The 22,878-nt window shown below is 42.2% G+C and carries 22 protein-coding genes, 1 tRNA gene and 1 CRISPR repeat array; of the genes, 8 read left to right on the top strand and 15 right to left on the bottom strand.

Annotated features, from left to right (window positions below):
- Nucleotide 1: 1 nt before the first annotated feature.
- The 3 genes from NF859_RS01385 to NF859_RS01375 are packed head-to-tail and all read right to left on the bottom strand — an operon-like array spanning nucleotide 2 to nucleotide 2,895.
- Nucleotides 2–280, bottom strand: a complete 279-nt coding sequence (locus tag NF859_RS01385) for an initiation control protein YabA (RefSeq protein WP_252742664.1) — start codon at nucleotides 278–280, stop codon at nucleotides 2–4.
- Nucleotides 281–304: 24 nt separating this feature from the next.
- A complete protein-coding gene (locus NF859_RS01380) occupies nucleotides 305–2,062 on the bottom strand; it encodes a hypothetical protein (RefSeq protein ID WP_252742663.1) in 1,758 nt (585 codons plus the stop codon).
- 38 nt (nucleotides 2,063–2,100) lie between these two features.
- On the bottom strand, nucleotides 2,101–2,895 hold the full coding sequence (locus tag NF859_RS01375) for a nitrilase (RefSeq protein WP_252742662.1): 795 nt from the start codon (nucleotides 2,893–2,895) through the stop codon (nucleotides 2,101–2,103).
- A 551-nt stretch (nucleotides 2,896–3,446) separates the two neighbouring features.
- Between NF859_RS01375 and NF859_RS01370 the strand changes: the two genes are divergently transcribed.
- Together NF859_RS01370 and NF859_RS01365 are read left to right on the top strand one after the other, a co-directional pair.
- A complete protein-coding gene (locus NF859_RS01370) occupies nucleotides 3,447–4,103 on the top strand; it encodes a metallophosphoesterase (protein WP_252742713.1) in 657 nt (218 codons plus the stop codon).
- 38 nt (nucleotides 4,104–4,141) lie between these two features.
- Complete coding sequence (locus tag NF859_RS01365) at nucleotides 4,142–4,474, top strand: transcriptional regulator (RefSeq protein ID WP_252742712.1); 333 nt, start codon at nucleotides 4,142–4,144, stop codon at nucleotides 4,472–4,474.
- Here NF859_RS01365 and NF859_RS01360 read toward each other — a convergent pair.
- From NF859_RS01360 to NF859_RS01345, 4 genes are all read right to left on the bottom strand, one after another.
- A complete protein-coding gene (locus NF859_RS01360) occupies nucleotides 4,454–6,139 on the bottom strand; it encodes a DUF4910 domain-containing protein (protein ID WP_252742661.1) in 1,686 nt (561 codons plus the stop codon). The genes NF859_RS01365 and NF859_RS01360 overlap by 21 nt on opposite strands.
- Nucleotides 6,140–6,180: 41 nt before the next feature.
- Nucleotides 6,181–6,606: a hypothetical protein gene (locus tag NF859_RS01355; protein WP_252742660.1), complete on the bottom strand. Its 426-nt coding sequence runs from the start codon at nucleotides 6,604–6,606 to the stop codon at nucleotides 6,181–6,183.
- Complete coding sequence (locus NF859_RS01350; RefSeq protein ID WP_252742659.1) at nucleotides 6,600–7,310, bottom strand: RAD55 family ATPase; 711 nt, start codon at nucleotides 7,308–7,310, stop codon at nucleotides 6,600–6,602. Before NF859_RS01350 ends, NF859_RS01355 begins: the two co-directional genes overlap by 7 nt.
- A gap of 444 nt (nucleotides 7,311–7,754) precedes the next feature.
- Entirely contained in the window at nucleotides 7,755–8,810 is a 1,056-nt protein-coding gene (locus tag NF859_RS01345) for a glycosyltransferase (RefSeq protein ID WP_252742711.1), read from the bottom strand.
- Between the two features lie 94 nt (nucleotides 8,811–8,904).
- Here NF859_RS01345 and NF859_RS01340 point away from each other — a divergent pair.
- Together NF859_RS01340 and NF859_RS01335 are read left to right on the top strand one after the other, a co-directional pair.
- Nucleotides 8,905–8,982, top strand: a tRNA-Pro gene (locus NF859_RS01340).
- Nucleotides 8,983–9,003: 21 nt separating this feature from the next.
- Nucleotides 9,004–9,630 (top strand): hypothetical protein, encoded by a 627-nt coding sequence (locus tag NF859_RS01335; protein WP_252742658.1) that lies wholly within the window; start codon nucleotides 9,004–9,006, stop codon nucleotides 9,628–9,630.
- 30 nt (nucleotides 9,631–9,660) lie between these two features.
- Here NF859_RS01335 and NF859_RS01330 read toward each other — a convergent pair whose 3' ends face one another.
- The 7 genes from NF859_RS01330 to coaD form a co-directional block, all read right to left on the bottom strand.
- On the bottom strand, nucleotides 9,661–9,960 hold the full coding sequence (locus NF859_RS01330; protein WP_252742657.1) for a DUF2103 domain-containing protein: 300 nt from the start codon (nucleotides 9,958–9,960) through the stop codon (nucleotides 9,661–9,663).
- Between the two features lie 14 nt (nucleotides 9,961–9,974).
- On the bottom strand, nucleotides 9,975–11,690 hold the full coding sequence (arcS, locus tag NF859_RS01325; RefSeq protein ID WP_252742656.1) for an archaeosine synthase subunit alpha: 1,716 nt from the start codon (nucleotides 11,688–11,690) through the stop codon (nucleotides 9,975–9,977).
- 3 nt (nucleotides 11,691–11,693) lie between these two features.
- Nucleotides 11,694–12,596 carry a coiled-coil protein gene (locus NF859_RS01320; RefSeq protein ID WP_252742710.1) on the bottom strand — a complete coding sequence of 301 codons (903 nt, stop codon included), beginning with the start codon at nucleotides 12,594–12,596 and terminating at the stop codon, nucleotides 11,694–11,696.
- A 184-nt stretch (nucleotides 12,597–12,780) separates the two neighbouring features.
- On the bottom strand, nucleotides 12,781–13,623 hold the full coding sequence (locus tag NF859_RS01315) for an SDH family Clp fold serine proteinase (RefSeq protein ID WP_004067904.1): 843 nt from the start codon (nucleotides 13,621–13,623) through the stop codon (nucleotides 12,781–12,783).
- 119 nt (nucleotides 13,624–13,742) lie between these two features.
- Entirely contained in the window at nucleotides 13,743–14,690 is a 948-nt protein-coding gene (arcC, locus tag NF859_RS01310; RefSeq protein ID WP_252742655.1) for a carbamate kinase, read from the bottom strand.
- Nucleotides 14,691–14,843: 153 nt separating this feature from the next.
- Nucleotides 14,844–16,103, bottom strand: a complete 1,260-nt coding sequence (locus tag NF859_RS01305; RefSeq protein ID WP_252742654.1) for a phytoene desaturase family protein — start codon at nucleotides 16,101–16,103, stop codon at nucleotides 14,844–14,846.
- Between the two features lie 4 nt (nucleotides 16,104–16,107).
- The gene (coaD, locus tag NF859_RS01300) at nucleotides 16,108–16,578 is read right to left on the bottom strand and encodes a phosphopantetheine adenylyltransferase (RefSeq protein ID WP_252742653.1); all 471 of its coding nucleotides are present in this window, start codon (nucleotides 16,576–16,578) and stop codon (nucleotides 16,108–16,110) included.
- Nucleotides 16,579–16,647: 69 nt separating this feature from the next.
- Here coaD and NF859_RS01295 point away from each other — a divergent pair, with 69 nt between their 5' ends.
- The 4 genes from NF859_RS01295 to NF859_RS01280 all read left to right on the top strand — a co-directional run bounded on the left by NF859_RS01295 (nucleotide 16,648) and on the right by NF859_RS01280 (nucleotide 22,040).
- Nucleotides 16,648–17,745, top strand: coding sequence for a CGP-CTERM sorting domain-containing protein (locus tag NF859_RS01295; RefSeq protein WP_252742652.1), 1,098 nt, complete (start codon nucleotides 16,648–16,650; stop codon nucleotides 17,743–17,745).
- Nucleotides 17,746–17,749: 4 nt separating this feature from the next.
- A complete protein-coding gene (locus tag NF859_RS01290; protein ID WP_252742651.1) occupies nucleotides 17,750–19,090 on the top strand; it encodes an acetate--CoA ligase family protein in 1,341 nt (446 codons plus the stop codon).
- Between the two features lie 18 nt (nucleotides 19,091–19,108).
- Complete coding sequence (locus NF859_RS01285; RefSeq protein ID WP_087036906.1) at nucleotides 19,109–19,624, top strand: flavin reductase family protein; 516 nt, start codon at nucleotides 19,109–19,111, stop codon at nucleotides 19,622–19,624.
- A gap of 485 nt (nucleotides 19,625–20,109) precedes the next feature.
- A CRISPR array of direct repeats spans nucleotides 20,110–20,953; the repeat unit is 30 nt; unit sequence GTTCCAATAAGACTTTAGAAGAATTGAAAG.
- A gap of 112 nt (nucleotides 20,954–21,065) precedes the next feature.
- A complete protein-coding gene (locus NF859_RS01280) occupies nucleotides 21,066–22,040 on the top strand; it encodes a bifunctional N(6)-L-threonylcarbamoyladenine synthase/serine/threonine protein kinase (protein ID WP_252742650.1) in 975 nt (324 codons plus the stop codon).
- 1 nt (nucleotide 22,041) lies between these two features.
- Here the strand turns inward: NF859_RS01280 and NF859_RS01275 are convergent, their stop codons facing one another.
- Nucleotides 22,042–22,875 carry an NAD(+) kinase gene (locus NF859_RS01275; RefSeq protein WP_004066172.1) on the bottom strand — a complete coding sequence of 278 codons (834 nt, stop codon included), beginning with the start codon at nucleotides 22,873–22,875 and terminating at the stop codon, nucleotides 22,042–22,044.
- Nucleotides 22,876–22,878 lie beyond the last annotated feature (3 nt).

The following is a 22,878-nucleotide window of genomic DNA, read 5'->3' as shown; positions in this document are numbered from 1 at the left end:
ATTATTTGTCGACTTCAACGTCTTCAAACTCATCCTCATTTACGACAACAAAAGGAATTTTCATCTTTTTAAGCATCTCAATGAGCTGTTTATGACTTTTTTCCAGCATTTCTATTTTGTGTCTCAGGCTTTGGTTCTCGATATAGAGACTCGTTGCTTCTTCAGTTTTCATGCTGAGCTGGGTCTTTAACTCAATTATCTGTTCCTCAAGCTCCACAACAGAGCGCTCAAGCCGTTCTATTTCTTCATAGAGGTCTTTGCATAGTATTCTTTTTATCATTGCGGTCAGCCCCGCGAAACTTCCTCACCAATCAGGGGGCTCCAGACTCATCATTCCGTTTTTATGTTTGGACATTTCCTCTTTTAACTTTTTATTTATTTTTTCCTTAAGCAGGTTTACCCCTTCTTGAAGCTCTCCTGGTTTCTCGATTTTCAAATTCTCTAAAACTTCGTTTATCTTCTCCAAAACATCTTTTTCTTCCCTGGGAATAACATCGACAAGGTTGTTGAGCATACCTAATACCTCAATAGAAGTATTTTTATCCATAAGCAGTTCTTTCAACTTTTCCCAGACAATGGCCCATGCCTCTTTATCCCACTTGTAAGAAAAGTAGTATTTGAAAAACCTCATGGCCTTGATTTTTTCTCTTCCTTCCAAAACGAGAAAGTTCAATATGAGGGATAAGTAACTCCTAGAGGAGGAGTATGCTAAAATCTTTGCCAGTATCATGCTCACTTTATCCACTACCCATTCATTGCGGGAAGATGAGAATATCCTAATCAACTCTGGTACAAAGATAAGAAACCCTTCTACATTTTCGGGCGTTATGTTCTTTGAGAGTTCATACAATTCCCATATTCCATCTATAACTTCTGTAGGGTCAGTACTTCTTAATTTCTCCAGAATCTTTGCTCCACCCGGAATTTTTGAGCTCTCATTGACTTTGTCACTTCTCTCAGAAAATCCAATTTCTTTTTCTTCATTTTCTCCACTTATTTTTCTTCTTCTTATTGTGAGTGAGCCTAAACTTGGTATGTACAGTGTCTTCTCTTGCAGATTAAGGGGAAGAGTGGCATATTTTGGCCCTCTTACGATTCTCGGAAGCTCATCAATTACTTCCCTTTTCTTTGAAAGGTTTATCTTTTGAGAGATCCACCTGAGTATGTCATCATTCCCTATTAATCCAGCTATGAAAAGTGCATCCTCGTATTTCTCTTGCTCTACAAGCTCTTCAAGCAATTTTAAGGCCTCGTTTATTCTCTTACTGTAGTAATCTCTCACAACCTCCGATAAATACTGAATTGCATTTTCAAGTTCACTTCTTATCAGCCAGCTTCCCGATTTTTTGAGCTCTTTCATTTCTTTTATCCAAGGGATAACCCTCCGTATAATATTCCCTGAATCCCTGTATTTTGCAACAATTTCCTTAACAAGCTGGAGCGTGACTTCTACCACGGTTTCATCAAGGCTCTCCATCAGAGAAGGTATCTTTGATATTATTTTTTCCAAAATTTCAGCAGCTTGAACCCCCATAACGACGGAATTAAGAAGCCTCCACAATCCCCATACTCCCAGAACCCTTATTCTTTCGTCCTTAGAGAGAGTCATCTCATTAAGGGTGGTTAGTACTGAGGGATGGTATTTGATGAATTTCAGCCGTTTAAAAATTTCCACAAATCCAAGAAACACAAAGTCGTCTTCAAGCAACCGAGGAATGCTTACTGCTTTTAAAATTTCCAATGCCTCTTCAGGAAATAGAGAGACTTCCGTTATTAAAGCCGATAAAACCCTCAAACTCAATTCTTGAACCCTTCTATTTTCATCAAAGAGGTTTTCAAGAAGGGATGATAAGAGAATATCAAGAATCGATCGGCGTTTCTCTGCAGGCAATTTGGGTATAATTTCACTTAGCACTTGTAGTGCCCTTACCTTAACCGAGTACTCTGAAGAGTTCACTAACTTAGTTAACTCCTCCAGAGCCTTTGCATCTTCCAGTGCTCTCTGAATGAGTTCACCGCTATCTATCGACAGGAGCTTGTCTATCATTTCTCCACGCATCACTCTTTTTATAAACCCCAACAAAAATTAAAGTTTTGAAATTACAGAGCATAGTATTCCGGTCTTCTATCCTTGAAGATGTCATTGAACTCGTTAAGCTTTTTGTTCCTCGCCTCTTCGATGTTTATATCAACAACCCCCACTTCCTCCTTATCTTCACTTGCCCTGAGCAGGATTTCAGCCTTTGGTGAGTTTATCTGGCTCATGCCTATGAACCTTAATCCCCTCTCCTCTCCGATTCTGTTTGCTGTTATGCTGAATACCCTGTTTTCAAGGCTCCTTATTGGCATTGCCTTTGGAGCATAGGGAAGAACCAGATTAGCCGGATGTGCAACGATATCAGCTCCCTTAAGGGCGAGTGTTCTCATCGACTCTGGGAAGAACCAGTCAAAGCATATCATAATTCCAACTTTTGCAATACCTATGTTGAAGACGTGAAAGCCAAGGTTTCCAGGCTCAAAGAAAAGCTTCTCCCTGTAGAAAAGGTGAACCTTGCGGTATTTTCCAATGTAGCCCCATCCTATTGGTCCCACAATGACAGCGGAGTTGTAAAGTTTCCCCCTCTCATCTTTCTCAGCGGTTCCAGCCACTATGAACGCTTCATGCTTCCTTGCCTGCTCAACAAGAAATTGAGTGGTCTCCCCATCTGGAATCTGCTGGGCTATCTCCTCCACTTCTTCTTTTGTCTCAAAATTGTAGCCCGTGTCAAAAAGCTCTGGAAGAACAATGAGCTTTGCACCTTGTCTTGCAGCCTCTCCAATTAATTTCTCAGCTTTGCTTAAGTTGGCATTAAGATCCAAAAGCTTTGGCTCCATCTGAACAAATCCAACTTTCATTTCAATCCCTCCTTAATGCTTTAGGGTTTTGACGGTTAATAACTTAACGAACACATTTTTGTCCAAGCCAAGAGCTATAGAAAGAAAAAATTAAAATTACATAATTTTTGAGAGTTTTAAAAAGCCCAAAATCACTGGAATTGCTCTAGAGCCAGAAATTTCCTATTTAAATATCACAATCGCACTAAGAGGCTTTTTATTATCCACTAACGTGATATAGAGGGATTATAACTATTTATAAGACTTCGACAAGAGACAAAGCTCTGCTTGACCAGATTTTCCTTTAATCTCCTTTATTTTGTTCTTTTTGTCTTTGCTATTTTCTGATCCCTTTTGATGGAAAAGCTTAAAAACCAAGCAAGGTGAGCTTAGTCTGGAACGATTATCGGGGTGATGATCATGAAGAGGAGACCAAGGAAATGGAAAAAGAAGGGAAGAATGAGGTGGAAGTGGATTAAAAAGAGGATTAGGAGACTAAAGAGGCAGAGAAAGAAGGAGAGAGGAATAATCTGATTTTTCTTCAATCTTTATATCTCTTTTACGTGATTATCATGGAAAACTTCCCTTACGAGGAGCTTTCCCTTGAACTAAAAACATCTTCTGAAAGAACCCTTGTTCTTGCAGATCCTCACATAGCTTTTGAACTTTCGAGGGGGTTAAGGGTAAGAACAAAATTCGAAAAAAGCCTTGCAGAGTTTATAAAAGATAAAGATCCAGATTTGGTGATTATCCTAGGTGACATAAAAGAACCCCTCGGAATGAGTAGATTTGTCAAAAAGCTCCTTATGGAATTCTTTTCTGAGATTGCAGAATACAGGATTGTCATAACAAAAGGAAACCACGATGGGAAAATAGAAGAAGTCGCAAAGGAATTCAAAAATGTAAATGTAGTCAGTCATTTTCTCCTTGATGATATGCTTTTCCTCCATGGACACCAGAACCTTCCGGAAGTTGAGTTTGAGAAAGCTTTTCTAGGACACATTCACCCTGCAATCAGCTTGAGGATTGGAAGGAACATTAGAAAAGTCAAGTGCTTCTTTAAAGTTGGAGATTTTCTGATTTTGCCCACGGTAAATCCCTACATAGAAGGATTCGACGTGAGAGAGGGTATAAAAATGATCCCATTTTTGAAAGATTCTTCATCAGGAGAGGCTTTTCTTGGAGACGGAACCTATATTGGCAAAGTTGAGCTAAACCGTAAGGCTTAAAATGTATGAAGCTAAATATTCATAGGTGTGAGAGAAAGATGGGGGACGTGTACGATAAGCTTGAGGGACTCTTGAGAACATTGGGATTCAAGAAAAACGAACTTAGAATATACCGCCTGCTCTTGGAAAAGAAAGCCCCTATGAGGATAACTGAAATAAAAGAGGAGCTTGGAATAAGCGAGAGAAGTGTTAGGGAACACGTCCTCAACTTGTACAAAAGGGGAGTTCTCAAGAGAGAGCTCATTCAAAGAGGCTGGCTTGGCTATGTTTATTCCGCAGTCTCACCTTCTGAGCTTCTGGCAAAACTTAAGGAAAATGTTGTCAAAAAGATAAATGAAATTGAGAAAGAACTAAAAAACGATGATATCTAAAGATCTTAATATCTCAACCGCTTTCTCAAGCTTTTCTTTCTCAAACTTCCCGTACTCCTCTTCCAGAGCTTTGAATGCCTCTTCTTTTGGCATTATCTCCCCCAGCATTAATAGCTCATGGAGCAAGACACCCATTTTCCTATCTTCCAATATTTTTCCAAGCTCCTCCCCCTTCTTCTCGTCAATCTGCTTTATAGATCTTGGATAAATAATGCCCTTTTTCTTCCACTTTAGCCAAGGTTCAAAAGTAAACTCGTGTCCCATGTTTAGCCCTAGGAACTTAGAATCCCTCGACAGCCCAAGCATAACCAACTTTTCTGCCACTTCGAGATCCCTTTCAATGCTGAGCTCTCCAAGGTACTTCATTGTAAAACCTCTGGCGAATCTCTCAAGCTCCTCTTTCTTTCCTTTTGCAAGGGCTAATGCAGTTGCCAATACTGCTCTCCCTATTATTTCAAGGCTTTCTTTGCTTATCTTCTCAACACTGTCCTCGCTTGAGTGATAAAACCTGTCAGGCCAGGTTATGGGCATTACGCTTGGAATTCCAAAGAAGTTGAATACATCATGATCGCTTCCAAGCTCATAAGGATAGCTTTTAGCCTTCATTTTTGGCAGAGAACTTCCCCCAAAGCTCTCTCCTTCGGAATTCGCGAGGCCAATGAAATACTCGAGAATTCCGGAAACAATTGAAAATCTTGATAATGGCGTTCTAATTATCATTATCGTTGAGTTAGCTCTGTCTTCACTTCCCCCAACCATGTCAAGGTTTATTGCCACGTAGTAATCATCGAGCTTTGCATATTTCTCTATAAAAGCCTGCGTTCCATAATGCTCTGGAATCCAGAGAAAAGCAAAGCCAAACCGAAATGAATCATCGTAAAGAGTATTAAGTGCTTTAGCCAGCTCAATCAGCGTTGCTGCTCCGCTTGCATTGTCGTTTGCGCCTGGCTTTGGATGGCATATGTGAGCTGTGAACAGAACATACGGTGGCTTTCCCACCTTTGCGTAAACAATTGGAAGAACTTGACTCTCAGAGATTAAAGTGTCAACCTTGATTTTTGCCGTTACCTTTTCACCCTTCTTCAATTTCTGAATAATAGTGTTTGCAATCTCTTCGCTTAAAGCAACTGCGGGAATTTTTGCCCATTTTAAGTCCCTCTTGGTCAAAAATAGTCCGATGTAAGGGAAGGCCTTGCCCATTCCCTTTCTGTAAGCTATAAACGCAAGGGCTCCTTTTTCATTCGCTTTTCTGTAGTTTTCATGCCATTTCTCACTCACAATAACTATCTTGCCCTTTGCATTCTCCCAGTCTTCCTCCCTCTCTATTGCTATGGCTTCCCCCTCGGCTTCTCCCGGTGGCGAGTGCGCCATCACAAGAAGGGGAGTTTTAGAGGTCGTTATTCTCCTTCCAGCGATCTCAACTTCCCCGTAAATTAGATCCCATGCTATTGGAGAGGAAAGGGTTAAGTGCCATTTCTCCCCGTCATAAGAATCCTCAAGCAGTTCTGCTTTTATGCCATTTATTCTTAATTCCTCGGTTATGTATCTGGCAGCTTCAACCAGCTCCTTGGACCCTTGGATTCTATGAAACTTGCTTATCTCGGAGATATATCCCAAAACATTCTCCGGGTTAAAAACTTCGGCTTCTTTCAAGAGCTCTTTCATCGATAACACCAGTAAGAATAGAACAAAATTGCCGATAAAGTTTACTCCTCTTTACCTAGCATCTTAGGAAGAGTTAGCATCTTAGGCTCCTCGAGTGCCTTTATGAGTTCGAGTATTTCTGGGGGCTCCACAATCTTGGGGGTTTTTGAAAATCGGGAAAATTCAATTTCAATTTCTTCCTTCTCCTCAACATTTTCAACCTTTGGCTTTTCTGGCAGGATTTCATCTTCAAGTTTTTCAAGCCCCTGGGCTACTTCCTTCATCCGCCTCTCTTTTCCATCTTGAAGACCTTTCTCATAAGCAATTTTGACTTCTTTATATATCCCCAACTCCTCAGCCTGTCTGTAGATTTCTCTTTTCTTTCCAGCTATCCACGACACCCATTCCGTGTGCCCCTTATAGCCAACAAAATACCCAAAGCGGTATGCCTCTTTTATTAAGTCCTCCTTCTTCACTGCAATCACCATGGGGCTTCATTATACACCTCTATCCCATTTTCGGTGAACTTTATCTTTTTCAAGTTGTTGTCATGTGCGGTTCCCCTCATCTTCAGTATCTGAATCGCCCTGATCATCTGGAACTGCCTCATAAAGTGGTGCATCACTATAACTCCGCTTGCAACGTAATAATCATCCGTGTACTTATCGGACTCCATCATTTCGGTTATTATAAGTGCGGTTATTTCCATAGCAGAAAGGAGTTTTATCAACCTAACTATCTCCCTTCTTTTGTTTTCTGGATCTCGTACCATAAGCTCCAATGGGGTAAAAGAATCTATGACAACTCTTTTTGCATTTTCATGGAGAATGATCCTCTTTATTTCCTCGAGGATTTCTCCCCAACTGGGCTTTGTATTGCCCTTTGTGATGGTAGAACTCAGGTCGTATATCACTATCTTCTTGCTTCTGAGAAAAGAAAGCAGATTAAATTTGTAGTGGAGCATGTCTTGGATTATTGTCTTTGAATCATCAACGAGAGATATGTACACTCCCTTTTCCCCGTTTTTTGCACCTTCCACAAGAAACTGGATCCCCAAAGTTGTTTTACCACTTCCCGGCGGGCCTGTAACAACGTAGACTCTTCCAGGGATTAACCCACCTCCAATAAGGTCGTCGAGCCCTTTCACTCCTGTAGAAATTCGTCTGTAGAATCCGCTTGAAGCGTTTTCCATACAATTCCCCCTATGATTTTACAATGGTGGAATATTTAAACTTTACATTTTTCTCTCTGAAAACCTGCCCTTTAGGGGGGATGCAGTAATTGAAGGGCAACCTTTAAAGAACCGAAACTCTTTTAAACTTTGCAGAGTAATAAGAGCTTGAAAAGGCCAAACTTAGAACCCGATGAGACGAGGAGTTTAAGTGCCCCCTTCAGCTTGAAGGGGAGTGGACGCCGTAAGGCGTCCTTCAAAAAATTGTCCTCTCGGGCAGTCAAAAACTGAAGAAGGTTGTCAAAACGATAACCCCAATCCGCTTTGCGGTAGGGGTAACGGGCACAAGACCGTGCCCTCGGGCCGAACCGAAACCGGCAACGGGAGTAGGGAATGAGTTGCCCGTAAACCTTCCCGCCTTTGGTGAGGATTCGGCTTAACCTCTCGCTAAAGGCAGGAAGGAGGTCATGCCCATGTGATGTTCCGATTGAAGAGAAACCTAACAATGAAAGAGGCTCCTATGCCAAAGAGATTGGCTATTAGGTAATGAACACCCAGATACAAAAGAATTAGATAGAAGCTCCACTGAACTAAAGCTCCTGTAAGTGCGGCAAGATGAAAGTTTAGTAAGCGTATGTGAATCGGCTTTCTCTTTAGATCCCTAAACGTCCAGAGGTCATTCCATATAAAATTGTTCAGTATGGAAAGCTCAGTCGCTGGGATTACCGCTATCCTCTTGTCCCACCCTAAAAATTCCACAAAGCCAAGAAGAGAGCCTTCATTTACAACAATGCCGCTTAAACCAACTATGGAGAATTTAACAAGCCTGTCTATCTCCCCCTCCCATTTCATGAGCCTGTAAAGATGGCGTAGATAGTTCAGTATTTGCTTGTTGCTTAACTTACTTTCTCCCGAACTTCTTAACCCGAATGTAAAGGGAATCTCCACGACTTTTGAATATCTGCCCTTTATAAGTATCTCAAGAAGGATTTTGAAGCCCACTGGATTGAGTTCAACTCCCTCAACAACTTCTCTCTTAAGGGCAAAAAACCCGCTCACAGGATCTCTAATCCCCCTTATCTTTGGCAGAGCAACTCTGCCTATCATTATTGCTCCTTTTGAGATGAGTTTTCTCCACCAGTACCAATTTTCAACTTTTCCTCCTCTCACATATCTGCTCGCTATAGCTATATCGGCCCCACTCTCAATAGCTTTAATCAACTCAGGGATAACTTCTGGGGGGTGTTGCAGGTCAGCATCCATAACCACAAAGATCTCTCCCCTCGCCTCTTCGAAACCCCGAATAACAGCAGAAGAAAGCCCTCTCTCGTCTGTTCTCCTTATAACCTTTACGGGATATTTTTTTGCAAGCTCTTTCGCCTTTTCCCAAGTTCTGTCCGGAGAATCGTCATCCACAATTATTATTTCAAACTCCTTTCCTTCTAAAGCTTTCGCTATCCGTTCAAACAGCTCCTCCAAGTTTTCCCGCTCATTGTATGTAGGGACTATTATTGATATCATTGGCATCCTTCACCACTATGCCGTTTAGAATTTATATCTTTTGCTGGGAGAGTTGGGAAAGATTTATAACCAGATGCTTGAAAGTTAGCGCTGAGGGGCCGTGGGGTAGCTTGGTCTATCCTTCCGGCTTCGGGAGCCGGAGACCCGGGTTCAAATCCCGGCGGCCCCACCATCAAGTTTCTGGGTGAGAAAAATGGTGTATTTAATAATAGAACATCTTGAAAAGCTTGGAGAGTGGGTTCTGCTTGAGTATAAACACGCAAGCGAGTGGTGGGGGGATAAGCTCATCTTCACAAACGTTTTGCCGGAGGAGAGAGAAGAGCTCGCCAAACTCGGCGGAGTTATTTCACAAAGCGTCACCGAGTTTCCGTTTGATCGCTCAAAAATAATAATCCTTGATCCCTTTGCTGAAGAGGAGCTCAAACCAGAGGACATAGAGGAAGACACGATCATAGTTGTGGGAGGAATCCTCGGGGACTTTGAGTTCACAGGAAAGACGAAGAAGTTCATAACCTCAAAGATCGAAGGGGCTAAGGCAAGAAACATTGGAAAAGTCCAGTTCTCGATAGACGGTTCGGCGATAGTTGCAAAACTCATAGCGGAAGGAAAAAGACTGGAGGAAATAGAATATGAAGAGCATCCAACTATAAAGCTTGATGACTTCAGCGAGATAACCCTCCACTACGCGGTGCCAAAGCTGGAAGGAAAGCTTTTGCTTACCCCAGGCTTAATAGAGCTTCAGAAAAAGGAGCTCGGATATGAAGAAGACATAAGCGACGAGGAGCTTATTGAATTCTTCGAGGGGAAAAGGGAGCTCTGAATAGCTGAACAGCAAAAACCCCTTAAACCTTCAACCCTTTCTCCACTTCTCTGCGAGCTCTTCTATCTTCTTCCAGACGAATTCCCTCTGCTTTTTATCTACAACGAGAAAAACCTCCTGCACAGAACCGTCGCTCTTTGCGACGAGCTTTAATCCTGCGTGAGTTTCTCTTGTCACCTTTATCTCAAAGCCTCTTGAGTCGCTGGCATATATTCTCCCCGGAATTACTTTCTTAACCTCTGGAATACTGGCTATCTCCTCAAGCGGCTTCTCAATTCCCTTGAGGAAATGGTGCTCCCTCTTTACTCCTCGCTTGAAATACTTGGGCATAGAACCATCGAGAGTTATGCCTTCTTCCTAACCTTCACCGCAATGCCCCTCTTTGCCTTCACCATTTCCTCTCCACTCAGAATAGCCTTTCCAACGCCAACTACTTTTTCATCCCTTACAACGCCAACAATGTCATCCGGGCGTATTTTGTAATCTGCTTCATTAACCCCCACGGCAAAAACGTCTCCCCTGAGATCGAAGTCAATCTTCACGTAATAGCTCTTCGTTGCATTGTAGATGCGCTGCATGCCGAATGGCGTCACACTTATCACGCCGTCTTGGTAAGTTCCGGTTTGCTCATTGCCTATGAGAATGCGGAGCATCTTGGAACCTATGATTCTCGCATCCTCGGGGAGAACCGCCTCTCCAGCACCCAAGCCAAAGTAGAAGTCAAACACTTTCCTAATGTTCTCGTAGAAGCGGTAAGTTCTATCTTCTTTTCCAGCAGTTAAATCCAAGCCTAGTTCTTTTATCGTCTTCTTTAAGCCCTCCAAGCTTTCCTTACTCGTTGTGCCGTTTTTAACTGGAGTAAAGATTATCTCTCTCCCACTAATCTCGCTGGCTCTTTTAGCAACATCTACATAAGCTTCATCCAAATGAGCTATTATCGGAATCCTCTTGGGGTATTTCTCTAGAACCTTAGCTAAGAGCTCAGCCGCAGAGCTTATCTCTTCTTCACTCCAATGGCCGGTGACTACAATGTCGTATTTGGCTAACCACTCCCACTCTCTCGGCACCACTCCAAAAGGAGAAGTTAAAATGAGCTCGTGTATCCTGTATATCCCACTTCCAAGGGCTTCCTTGAGGGCTTTTCTGTAAAGGGTGTGAGAGCGCGAGTGAGAATAGGGCTTTTTAGCTGAGCATGGGAAGAGAAAGAGCACTTCAGCGTTTTCAGGGGGCTTAAATCTCTCAACTACCCTTTGCCTCCACCTCACTACTTCCGGCCTGTTCTGGGAGGCATCGCTTATGAAGTAAACGGTATCCCTTTGTATTGGGGTGTATTTTTCAAGATAGTCCCAATTTTCTTTATCAGCTATCCTCAATATTCCGGCGTGAGCTTGAGTGTAGAAAAAGTTCTCAACCAGATAGCGGAGCTTCCCTTCCTCAAGAGCCTTTTTAACAAGTTTTATAACCTCCTTAGCAAATTCAAGAGAATTCTCTTTCTCATCCCACAGTATCGGAGAAAATTGGGTAAAGCCCCTCTTGTGGAAATCGTAGAGCTTCAAGGAACGGGTATCGAAGGCGTCAATACCGAGATAAACAGCCAGGGGATAGAAGAAAGGCTCAAGGTCAGTAATGAGGAGTAAATTTGGATCTTTCTCCCGGATAAGCCTAATGGCTTGAACAAACCTCCGGTAGTCCTTTACAAAGATTTTCGCGTTTCCTATATAGAGGGCATCAAATGAGTGCTGAGAAAGGACATTTTCTAGAAACTCATCAATGTATTCGAGGTTCCTCACGACCGGGACATAAAGGGCGTTGAATTTTGAGTAATCAACGTCATACAGCCTGCTCAAAGCTTTTTCTACTATCTCCCTTGGGGTATAAAAGCTGAGGGGGATTGAAGGGGCAAGGTTGAAATCATATTCCCCAAAATCTTTGGGGTAGAAGTAAGAATTGAACGGCGAAAGGGTAAAATCTACTCCAGACAAAGCGGGCGTCTTAAAGGTCTTTTCCTTAATTTTGACTAACCCAAGCCTCCCTGGACCCTCGTGTTTTATAATTTCCATGCTTCACACCAGATTGTATCTCTGGAGCAGCAGGAGCTCATCCAAAGTAAGCTTTTCACCGCGCTTGAACTTTTCAAGAGCTTCAACTGCCTTTTCGAATGTAGCATCTTTCTTTGCCCTCATTCTTGCAACCATCTTATACGCTATAAGCTCTTTGTGCTTCTGATCAAACTCGAATATCTTCTTCTCTACCTCTCTGAGATCCATCCTAACTTCCCTAATCTTTTCCCTGAGCTCAACTACCTTCTGGTGATACTCATCTGCTTCTTTTTTAATCTCATCTGCCTGCTGGTAAGCTTTTAGCATCTGTTCATGGAACTGCTGACTCTGATTTGCGAGCTTCTGTATTTCCATCCCTATTGCCCTTCTTGCTTTCTTCAAACTTTCAATCTTCTTCCTCGTTTCTTGGAGTTTCTTATGGAATCTCTCAGCTTGCTGGAGAATCTCAAGCTCTGTAGCCAAAACCTGTATTTGATCAACTATTTGTTTTTCTCTTTCGGGGGTTATGTTTGGATTGGTCTGCAGTTCCCATTCAAGCTTTTCAATTCTTTCCTCTATCTTTTCTTTTGGCATCTTTAATCTTCTTAGCTGTCTGTATTCATCCCTCTTCGCCCTGTACTCCATGGCTTCCTGATAAAGAAGATCAAGCTTAGCGTTTATTTCTTCTCTGTTCTTTTTGAGCTCTTTAATCTGCTGGTTGATTTCATCCCTTTTTATTTTATATTCTCTTGCTTTCTCCCTTAACTGCCTTACTTCTTTATTCTTCTCATCTCTTTTTTGTATCCAAATATTCAGCTCCTTTTGGAGCTGTTCCAATCTCTCCTGTATCTCTTTTTTCTCTCTTTCTAAAGCCTCTATTTCGGCTTTTATCCTCTTAATTTCCTCTGGGTCTACTTTCACTTGCATGGTCTCTTCCCCTTCCTCCATTTTAGAATAGTTGATCATAATCTCACCCTGATTTAAGCCTAACTAAAGGGATGTAAAAACCAAATAAAAACTTTTTGGCTGAGATGCGAAATTATTCACCAGAACTGGGAACTAGTGTTTAGATTTTCAAAAAGTGATGTAAATAAACAAAAAATTTGCTTAGCTAGTCCTTCCCTTGTTGCTTTACCGGATAAGGCATGAATTCTACAGTTCCTCTTTGCTTTACAGGTTGTTTATAGAGCTCCATTAAGGCATAGACCTCTTCTGGAACGTCTGTTTCAACATGAAGACCGAGTTCCTTTGCGTGCTCAACAGTTATTGGGTAGTCGTGAGTCCATCTTCCCTCGGTTAGTATTTGAGCCAGTTCTCTGGCTTTCTCTTCACCGTATTTGTCCTTCAAGAGATTGTACACAAACTCCTGAACTTGATTTATTGCCTTCTTTGCTACATCAGCAAGTATGAGAGTTTGGTCATCAACTTTCTCTGCACCTTTTTGTTCAACTGCCCTTATTATGCTCGGAGCTGGATACTGGCCGAGCTGAGGATCAACCGGTCCCAAAACCGCATGAGGATCCATTATAATCTTGTCAGCAGCTAATGCTATTAAAGTCCCACCACTCATTGCGTAGTGCGGCACTATCACCCTTGTTTCTGCGGGATGATCCTTCAAAGCCTTTGCTATTTGCGTTGCCGCCAAAACCAATCCTCCCGGCGTGTGGATGATCAGATCAATTGGTTTATCCTTTGGAGCCATCCTTATAGCTCTTAATATCTCTTCGCTATCCTCAATGCTTATGAACTTGTACACGGGAATCCCAAAGAAACCTATACTTTCTTGCCTGTGGATCATTGTTATTACTGTGGAGTTTCTCTTTCTTGCCAATCTTTCCAGCAATTTTGCCCTAGCAATCTGCAATTGGCGATATTGAATCTGAGGCCCCATGAGTAGGTAGAAGAACAGTATCCACCATATCAATGAGCCTATGAATCCACTCAGCGGATCCATGAGTTCACCCCCTGAATATCCCTACAGAATTATTGTAACTTAATATTTTTAAAACTTTTGGTAAATAAAATTGAGATCCCATGCATTGCAAATGTATCGTGAAAGAATAGAGGAAAAAGTCACTTAACAACTTGAGTACCAGTTTTTCCTTCTAAGGCTTCAACGGCCTTATCTAAAGCGGCAATTACTGCTCTCTCTCCACCCCATTCGATGAACCTTATGGCAGCAAGAACCTTTGGCCCCATGCTGCCCTTCTTGAAGTGCCCTTCCTCGTAGTACTTCTTGAGCTCATCAACAGTAACTTTCTCAAGCCACTGCTCGTTCGGCTTGCCGTAGTTAATGGCAGCGCCATTGACGTCGGTAAGTATCATAAAGATGTCGGCATTAACCTCTTCAGCAAGTTTCTCTCCAGCCAAATCTTTGTCAATAACTGCCTCAACGCCCTTAAATTCACCGTTTTCCTCAATAACCGGAATTCCTCCCCCACCGGAGGCTATTACTATGAAGCCCTTCTCAACGAGGTCTTGGATTATTGGAGCTTCAACATGCCCAATCGGATCCGGTGAAGGAACGACTCTCCTCCATCCCCTCCCAGAGTCCTCTATGACAACCCAGCCCTTCTCTCTGGCAAGCTTTTTGGCAGTCTCTTCGTCATAAAACGGTCCCACGGGCTTTGAGGGATTCTGAAATGCCGGGTCGTTCTTGTCAACAATCGTTTGGGTAACTATCGTTGCCACCGGCTTGTTTATGCCCCTCTTCCTAAGCTCGTTAATTACCGCCTGCTGTATCATGTAACCAATCTGTCCCTGACTCATTGCACCGCAAACGTCCATGGGCTGAGCGGGGATGCCATACATATGCTCTCCAGCATCCTGTTGGAGGAGAATAGCTCCAACTTGAGGACCATTGCCATGGGTTATCACGACTTCATAATCGTTATCAAGAATAATATCAACGATTTGCTTTGCAGTTTTTCTCACATTCTCCATTTGCTCTTCATAAGTCCCCTTTTGTCCTCTCTGCAGAATAGCATTCCCGCCTAAAGCTATGACAACCCTCTTCCTCATATTACTCCCTCCAGCACTGGTGTATAAAGTTAGACCTTAGCGAATTAAAAGGGTTTCTTAGTCATAAAATAGTTCTTTTAGAAAAAACTTCGAAAAATAATTGAAAGAGCTTGCAAATTTAAAGATTTCTAAGAACTCTCTTTGCTGTTTTGATTAGAGGTACCACTCGCTAAACCTTCCAATGCCAAGGTTTTCAAGGGTTTTCATAACGCCGAGGGCTATCCCCTCTACCTCTATGCCTCCCTCTCCCTTGTTTGCATCCCCAACTATGTAGACGTTTTCGAGTGGGAAGTCAAGATGGGTTCCAGAGGCTACTCTGTTAACGGGATTTCTGTCTAGGTAAGTTTGAACCATTAGAACCTCACCCTCTTTGTCAAGCTCCGGGAAGAGATAATAAAGATCCTCAATGCCAAGTTTTTGCTCTTTCTTTACATCTTTGCTCCTTAGGGCTTGATGCGTCATTATGAGGGTATAGCCTTCTCTTGCAAGCTCTGGAGTCAAGGCAGAAGGCTCGTTGTAGCCGTTTATCCTTTGAGTATCTAGGGTAAAGACAACGGTGTTGCCTATTCTAGGCTCTCCTTTCAAAGCGACGTTGATTTTAATTCCTTCAGCAGGCTTTAGGGCATCAACTTTTTTCAGGTACTCCCTGTCAAATTTGTCCCTTCCAAAAAGCTCCACCGTTTCCTTTATTCCAATATTTGAGATGAGCACATCGTAGGGGTATTCTTCACCATCTGCCGTTATTACCTTGTTTTCATCGATTTCAACAGCCTTCTTTCTGGTTATTATCTTTCCTCCATTCTCTCTTACAATTCTCGCAAGCTCTTCTGTTACAGCTTTACATCCGCCCTTTATTAGGCCCGGACCTCCCCACTTCAAAGTTGCCTTTATTTCCCTAGCCAACTCTATCGCCGGAACTTCTTCTGGAGCCAAGCTAACCGCCCAGCCAAGAAAGCTCTTTATGAAAAGGTAAACGAACTCATTATCCCCAATCTTCTCCTGAAGCCACTCCCAAGAGCTCATGTTTGCATCTTCGCCACTTGGAAGTCTATTGGCTTTTATCTCTGCAAGGAGCTTCATCGCTTTGGCCTTCTCTTTGAGGGAAAGATACTTCCATCCCTCTCTGTAGTGGTAAAGGCTTCCCTCCAGAAAGAACTTGCCCTTTGGGTTTGAGTTTACTATTTCCACGTTGGCATTCAAAAGCTTTAATAGATGGGCTAAGGGCCCATTTTCTCCGTGAGGAACCATGTGAAGGGCACCAGTAGACAATTGAAAGCCTTTGTAGTTTAAGTTTGTGAACCTACCCCCAACAAAAGGAGCTTTTTCCAGAATTGTTACTTCATGACCTGCCTTGGCTAAAAAAGCACTTGTCAAAAGTCCTCCAAGTCCAGCCCCAATTGTGACCACTCTCATTTTATCACCTCTTTGGGTTCCCGAAAGGATCTATCAAACCAGCCCTTATTAAGGAAGAGCTTATTTTATCTCCAAGCTTGCTTTTGATTAGCTTTATGGTAACAATGTCAAGAGGTTTTAGACCTTTTTCTTTTCTCGCTCTGTTCACCAGGAGGGCACCTTTATATGTTTCCTCACTAACAACTATTGCATCTAAACTCTTTATTCTGTCTGCAAAGCCTATTGCAGTGTGTATTTTTATTATTCGGTAGTTTTTGTATCCATTTATCTCAAAAAACTTTAGCAAATCCCTCAGCCTAATTTCATACGGAAGGATTCTCTCAGCGTAGGGTTTAGTTTTTATCATTTCATCGGAAGTTAAACCAATGTAGACGTACTTGCCCACTTCAAAAGCCTTTCTAAGCAAGGCTTTGTGACCTAAATGAAGCCTATCAAAGGTTCCACCAACCACAACCTTTCTGTACTTCCTCATCATTATCCCTCTTTATCAATGAACCAATAAATTTTTGTATTGCTATTTGAAAAAGTTTTGGAGGTGATAGAAATGAAGAGAGGTGCGTGGATTCTAATTACGGTTATGCTGTTAGCATCGTTTTCTCAGGTTTACGCTTATGAAAATCAACACCTCTTCAACATTGACATCTACATGACCATCTACCCCAGCGGAACGGCTTTGGTTAAGATCAACGCTCAGCTCAAAGATCCATTCTATCTAAACTACTTCGAAAATCTTTCCCAGACGAACCCAGGGAAGGCAGAAAAAGAATTTCACGACTTTGTTTACTCATTAATATACGGCAATTTTAAGAGGGAAGTGGAAAAGCAAACCCAAGAAGCATTGGTAGTGGTGCCTGAGGAAGGCCCCGTAAAACTTGGGAAGAACTGGACTGCCGTTGTAACTTTTAAAATATACAACTACCTTGTGGAGAAAAACCAAACACTGCAGAGCTCAGTTTATGGACCTATGCAATTTTGGTTTAAAAATAGAGTTTTTGAATACAGCTGGAGAAAACTTACAATTGTTCTTCCAAAAGAGGCTTATCTCATAACCCTCGCCCCAAAACCAAAGGAGCTAGTAGAGAATGTTGCATCATGGGAAAACGGCTACTACCTTCCAATAGTCGTGATAACCTTTGATTCCTCCGTCTATGAAGCTATCATGAACAAAACATCAGAAAATACCACCAAGTTCATTCCTTTTGATGAATTTCTGGCAAAGACTATGAAGAGCATCCAACTCTATTATGACCCCCTAAGCGGACTTGTGCAGTTTAATGCAACCTTCGAGGGAGTTAACGCTACTAGCTACCACGAAACAAAAATTAGGGAAGAGTTCAACAAAACCATGGACATTCAAGAGATAAACTCCAAAATTGAAGGCAATAAAGTGATTGTATGGGGTAAAGCGAAGCCAAAGGTAGATTACAAAGAAAGCCTCACCAAGAAAACCTGGAGCGCAAATATAACCTTGCCCTTTAGGTTTGATAAAGTAAGTGTCAAAGCCCCAGCCAGATTAGGAATTAAGGACCAGAAAACAGATGGTAAAAGCGTTATTATCGTTGTAGAGCAGAAAAAAGGTATCTGCGGCCCAGGGTTTGTTTTGTTAATACTCTTACTCCCCCTGTTAGCAAAACGGAGGTGACCTAATGGACTTTTTCTTTTATCCTTCATCGGTAGCGGTATTTGGCTCTTTCAAGAAGAGTGCAATAGCTTACGAAATACTGAAGAATATAGTAGAGGGGGGCTTTAAGGGCGAGATTATTCCCGTGAATCCCAAAGGAGGAGAAGTCGAAATAGCTGGGAGAAAACTCAAGATATCAAAAAAGCTTGAAAAAGATGTTGACGTTGCTATAATAGCGATTCCCGCAAAGCTCGTCCCTTCTCTAATTGAGGAAATTGGGGAAAAGGTTAAGGGAGCAGTGGTTATAAGTGCTGGATTTAGTGAGATAGGCAACGCTGAGCTTGAGAGAGAACTCGTTGAAAAGGCTCGAGAGAAGGGAGTAAGAATCATTGGGCCCAACTGTGCCGGAATTTTTGGAGTTCATGCAGAGTTCTTTGGTTCCTTTGAGGTCAGGGTCAAGAAGGGAGGCTTAGCCCTAATCTCCCAAAGCGGAGCCTTCGGCGGTGCAGCCTTGGCTATGGGAAATGAGGAAGGCATAGGATTCTCTGCCTTTGTTTCTTATGGCAATGCAGCCGATTTAACGGAAAGCGACTTCTTGAGGTACTTTGCCGACGATGAGAACACTAAAGTGATAGCCCTCTACATTGAAGGAGTGAAGGATGGGAAGAAGTTTGTTGAAGCTTTAAAATACGCCACTTCCAAAAAGCCCGTGATAATTCTCAAGGCTGGAAAAAGTAAAAGCGGCAGCAAAGCAGCCCAAAGCCATACCGGAAGCTTAGCAGGAAGTTACGAAATTTACAAAGGTGTTTTTATGCAGTTTGGGGCAATAGAAGTTGAAGAGATGGAGGAGCTCTTTGATGCGGCAAAAATCTTTGAGATGTACGAGAGTGGAGGGAAGAGGATAGGCATAATAACAAATTCCGGAGGTCCAGGGGTTTTAGCTACTGACAAAGCCGAGAAGCTGGGGTTAGAGATTGCAAAGCTTGAAGAAGAGACCATAGAGGAGCTTAAAAAATTCTTGCCTCCCCAGTGCTCAACAAAAAATCCAGTTGACCTAATAGCAGATGCAGACTACGAGAGGTACAAAAAAGCGATAGAGGTGGTTTGTAAAGATAAGAACGTTGACAGCTTACTAGTTATCTGCGTTCCGCCGATATTTATGCCAAGTGAGGAGATAGCAAAAGCCATCATAGATGCCAAGTGTGACAAACCGATTGTGGTTAACTTTATGGCCGGAGAGCTCGTAAAAGAGGGCGTGAAGCTTCTAAATGCCCACGGATTCAAAAACTTTTCAACGCCAGAAAGGGCAGCCAAAGCTCTTTACTGGCTCAGCTTAAGAAGGGCTTTTAAAGAACAAAGGGAATAGAGATAGGGGTGAGAGGGGATGTACCACTTAATTTACCCGATGAGAACCTATTTGATAGTTTCGGGACAGGGGGAGGAAACAAACATCATGGCAGCCGACTGGGTGACCGTTCTTTCTCACAGGCCTACCTTAGTGGGAGTAGCAGTTTCTCCAAAAAGATACACCCACAGGCTGATCTCTAAATACAAGGAGTTTGTCATCAGTGTTCCGAGTTTGGAAATGCTTCGAGATGTCTGGATTGCAGGAACAAAAAGTGGACCCTCTAAGCTTAAAGAGATGAACATAACCCTTATCAACTCTACAAAGATCGGCACACCAAGCATAAAGGAGGCGTTAGCGAACATAGAATGCAAGGTAGTAGATGCTAGGGATTATGGAGATCACACGTGGTTCGTTGGCGAAATTGTAGGCTACACCTACAAAGAAGGAGCATTCAAAAATGGAAAGCCAGATGTTATGGGGGCAAACTTTCTGGCACATGCAGCATGGACAGACTTCGTTACTTTCGAGAAGAAAATCTATAAGACAGAATAATCTTCGAATATCTTTCTATCACGATGTAAACGGATATTTTTAAATTTTTCAACTTTTTCTGTTCGCATTTTGATGTTAAGGCTTCAAGAGGGTTCTGGAAGTCTTTAGTAACTAAAAGTTACTATCAGACGAAGGGTTACAAAATTTTGAGAATTTTGTAACCAAATTTTTTCGGAATTTTGAACTGAGGCTTCTCAGGAATCCTTTGATATTCTCTCCTCGTGAAAATTTAACCTTTTTGGATTTAATGCTTTTTTGTGGTTTTATTTTTGTTTTAGGTTTCTGTTCTCCCTATGGAAGTTTCGTGAACAAGATTGGACATGGAGAAATTTGAAGATTTTCGTTTGCAAAATAAGCCCAAACTCCTAGTTGATCATTGGAATTAAAGGCTTCAAAATGCTGTTTTATTGACCCTTTGTGGAAAGGCTTATAAATTTCAAGCTCTCTAATTACTTTATAGGGTGTTTAGAGGAAAATTCGCCCCTGTTCCAATAAGACTTTAGAAGAATTGAAAGAGAGGTCGTAAGGAAGCCCTTGATTGGATAGAGCACGTTCCAATAAGACTTTAGAAGAATTGAAAGCAAGGCTACCAAGAACTAGCGGAAAGATGTAAGGGGTGTTCCAATAAGACTTTAGAAGAATTGAAAGCTTTGTGAAGGAGTACGAGAGGTGGGAGAATGAGGAAGGTTCCAATAAGACTTTAGAAGAATTGAAAGGCGGTGGGCTTTTATGGTGGTTTGATTAACACGGCTGGTTCCAATAAGACTTTAGAAGAATTGAAAGCATACATCTCAAAGCTGTCGAGGTTGTTGAAGAACTCAAGTTCCAATAAGACTTTAGAAGAATTGAAAGTCTTGTCAATGTCTCCCTCCTCCTCATACTTCTTGAGTTCCAATAAGACTTTAGAAGAATTGAAAGAATGACATCCTTGGGCACATAACTCCTGACGACATAGGGTTCCAATAAGACTTTAGAAGAATTGAAAGCCCCAAGAGTCCGTAAACTGGGTGAGTGAGAATTCTAGTTCCAATAAGACTTTAGAAGAATTGAAAGCGCTGCTGAAGGAATTTTGCACATCTTAAAGAAATTGTTCCAATAAGACTTTAGAAGAATTGAAAGCCTAAATAATGCCTCCCTTTGACGTTGTGAGCTTGCCGCCCGTTCCAATAAGACTTTAGAAGAATTGAAAGAGGATTTGGACATAATTTGAATAAGTATTCTGGATATGTTCCAATAAGACTTTAGAAGAATTGAAAGTTGTGGAAATTGGAGGATTTGGGGGAACTGCAACGAATACCGGTTCCAATAAGACTTTAGAAGAATTGAAAGTAAACGGCTTCTTGAGGCAACTCATGAACTTGAACAAACTACTTGGTTCCAATAAATCCTTATCTCTCTTTAATGAACAACACTTTTAAATCCTCATCGAATACTCCTTTTGATGATAGCGTTAGGGATTGAGGGAACAGCACACACACTTGGTATAGGGATTGTGACGGAAGATAAAGTTCTTGCCAACGTATTTGACACTCTCACAACCGAAAAAGGTGGCATACACCCAAAGGAAGCCGCTGAACACCACGCAAGGCTCTTAAAGCCCCTTTTGAAAAAAGCCCTTAAAGAGGCCAAAATTAGCATAGAAGATGTGGATGTAATTGCTTTCTCCCAAGGGCCTGGATTGGGGCCGGCTTTGAGAGTTGTAGCAACTGCCGCAAGGGCTTTAGCTATAAGATACAACAAACCCATTGTTGGAGTTAATCACTGCATCGCCCACGTGGAAATTACAAAGATGTTCGGAGTAAAAGATCCGGTTGGTCTTTACGTAAGCGGAGGCAACACTCAAGTGCTGGCTTTGGAGGGGGGTAGATACAGGGTTTTTGGAGAAACACTCGATATAGGTATAGGCAACGCCATAGATACGTTTGCCAGAGAGCTCGGTTTAGGATTCCCGGGCGGGCCAAAGATAGAAAAGCTCGCTCAGAAAGGGGAAAAATATATTGAACTCCCCTATGCGGTTAAGGGCATGGATCTAAGCTTCTCCGGAATTTTAACGGAGGCAATTAGAAAATACAAGACTGGGAAGTATAGGGTTGAAGATTTGGCGTATTCTTTCCAAGAAACGGCCTTTGCAGCTTTGGTTGAGGTTACCGAAAGGGCTGTAGCACATACAGGAAAAGAGGAAGTAGTTCTTGTAGGGGGGGTAGCTGCCAACAACCGCTTGAGGGAAATGCTTAGGATAATGTGCGAAGATAGAGGTGTGAAATTCTTCGTGCCACCTTATGACCTATGCAGGGACAACGGGGCGATGATAGCCTACACCGGCCTGAGGATGTTTAAAGCCGGCATAAAGTTTAACCTTGAAGAAACAGTAGTCAAGCAAAAGTTTAGAACCGACGAAGTAGAGGTAACCTGGTAGCTTAAAACTTCTTTTTTATCTTTAGCGTGTATTTTGGATAGATCCTCTTCGAGAACCTTACGAACTTTGTTTTTCTGGGAGACTTCTCAATTCTTATTCTCAAATGGGGTGGAAGTTGGGTATAGAACTGTCCATCAACGGTGAGAATAATTTCCCTTTCCGTCAATACCTCTATCTCAATTGAGGAAGAGTCCGGGACAACAAGGGGTCTTGCGGTAAGGGCAACTGGGGCTAAGGGAACTAGAAGAATAGCATGCAAGCGGGGGTCAACTAAAGGGCCTCCAGCCGAAAGGGCGTAAGCCGTTGAACCTGTAGGAGTTGATATTATCAAGCCATCAGCCCTTATCTCCTCAGCAAGCTCCCCATCGATGTAGTATTTGAGATGGGTTATCTTACCCGGAATTCCGGTTAAAACTACAACGTCATTAAGTGCATCGGGTATGTTGTTAAAGCCTTCAACAAAAGTCCTGATTTTCATCCTCTCATCTATAAAATAGTCTCCCTCAAGAACTCTGGAAATAGCGAAAAAAGTTTCTGCAGGTTCAACCTCTGCCAAAAAGCCCAAAGTACCCATATTTATTGCCAGAATGGGAATATCTCTAGTGGTTTTATGCTCAACTCTCAGAACAGTCCCATCTCCTCCAATGACTATCATCATGTCAACATCCATTCTCTCAAGAGGGATTACATCGTCAGGAGAAAAATGTGGAAAATTCTCATGGGCTTCTTCATCAACGTAAACCTCGTAACCACTTACCTTGAGAAAGTCGTATACCCTATATGCAAGCTTTAAAGCCTCCTCACGGTCTCTTCGAGCGGCGATTCCAAACTTCATGAT

It is taken from the genome of Thermococcus alcaliphilus (assembly GCF_024054535.1).
In the GTDB taxonomy this organism is placed as follows: domain Archaea; phylum Methanobacteriota_B; class Thermococci; order Thermococcales; family Thermococcaceae; genus Thermococcus_A; species Thermococcus_A alcaliphilus.
The sequence above is the reverse complement of the archived record's forward strand: the minus strand, read 5'-3'. Positions and strand labels throughout refer to the sequence as shown.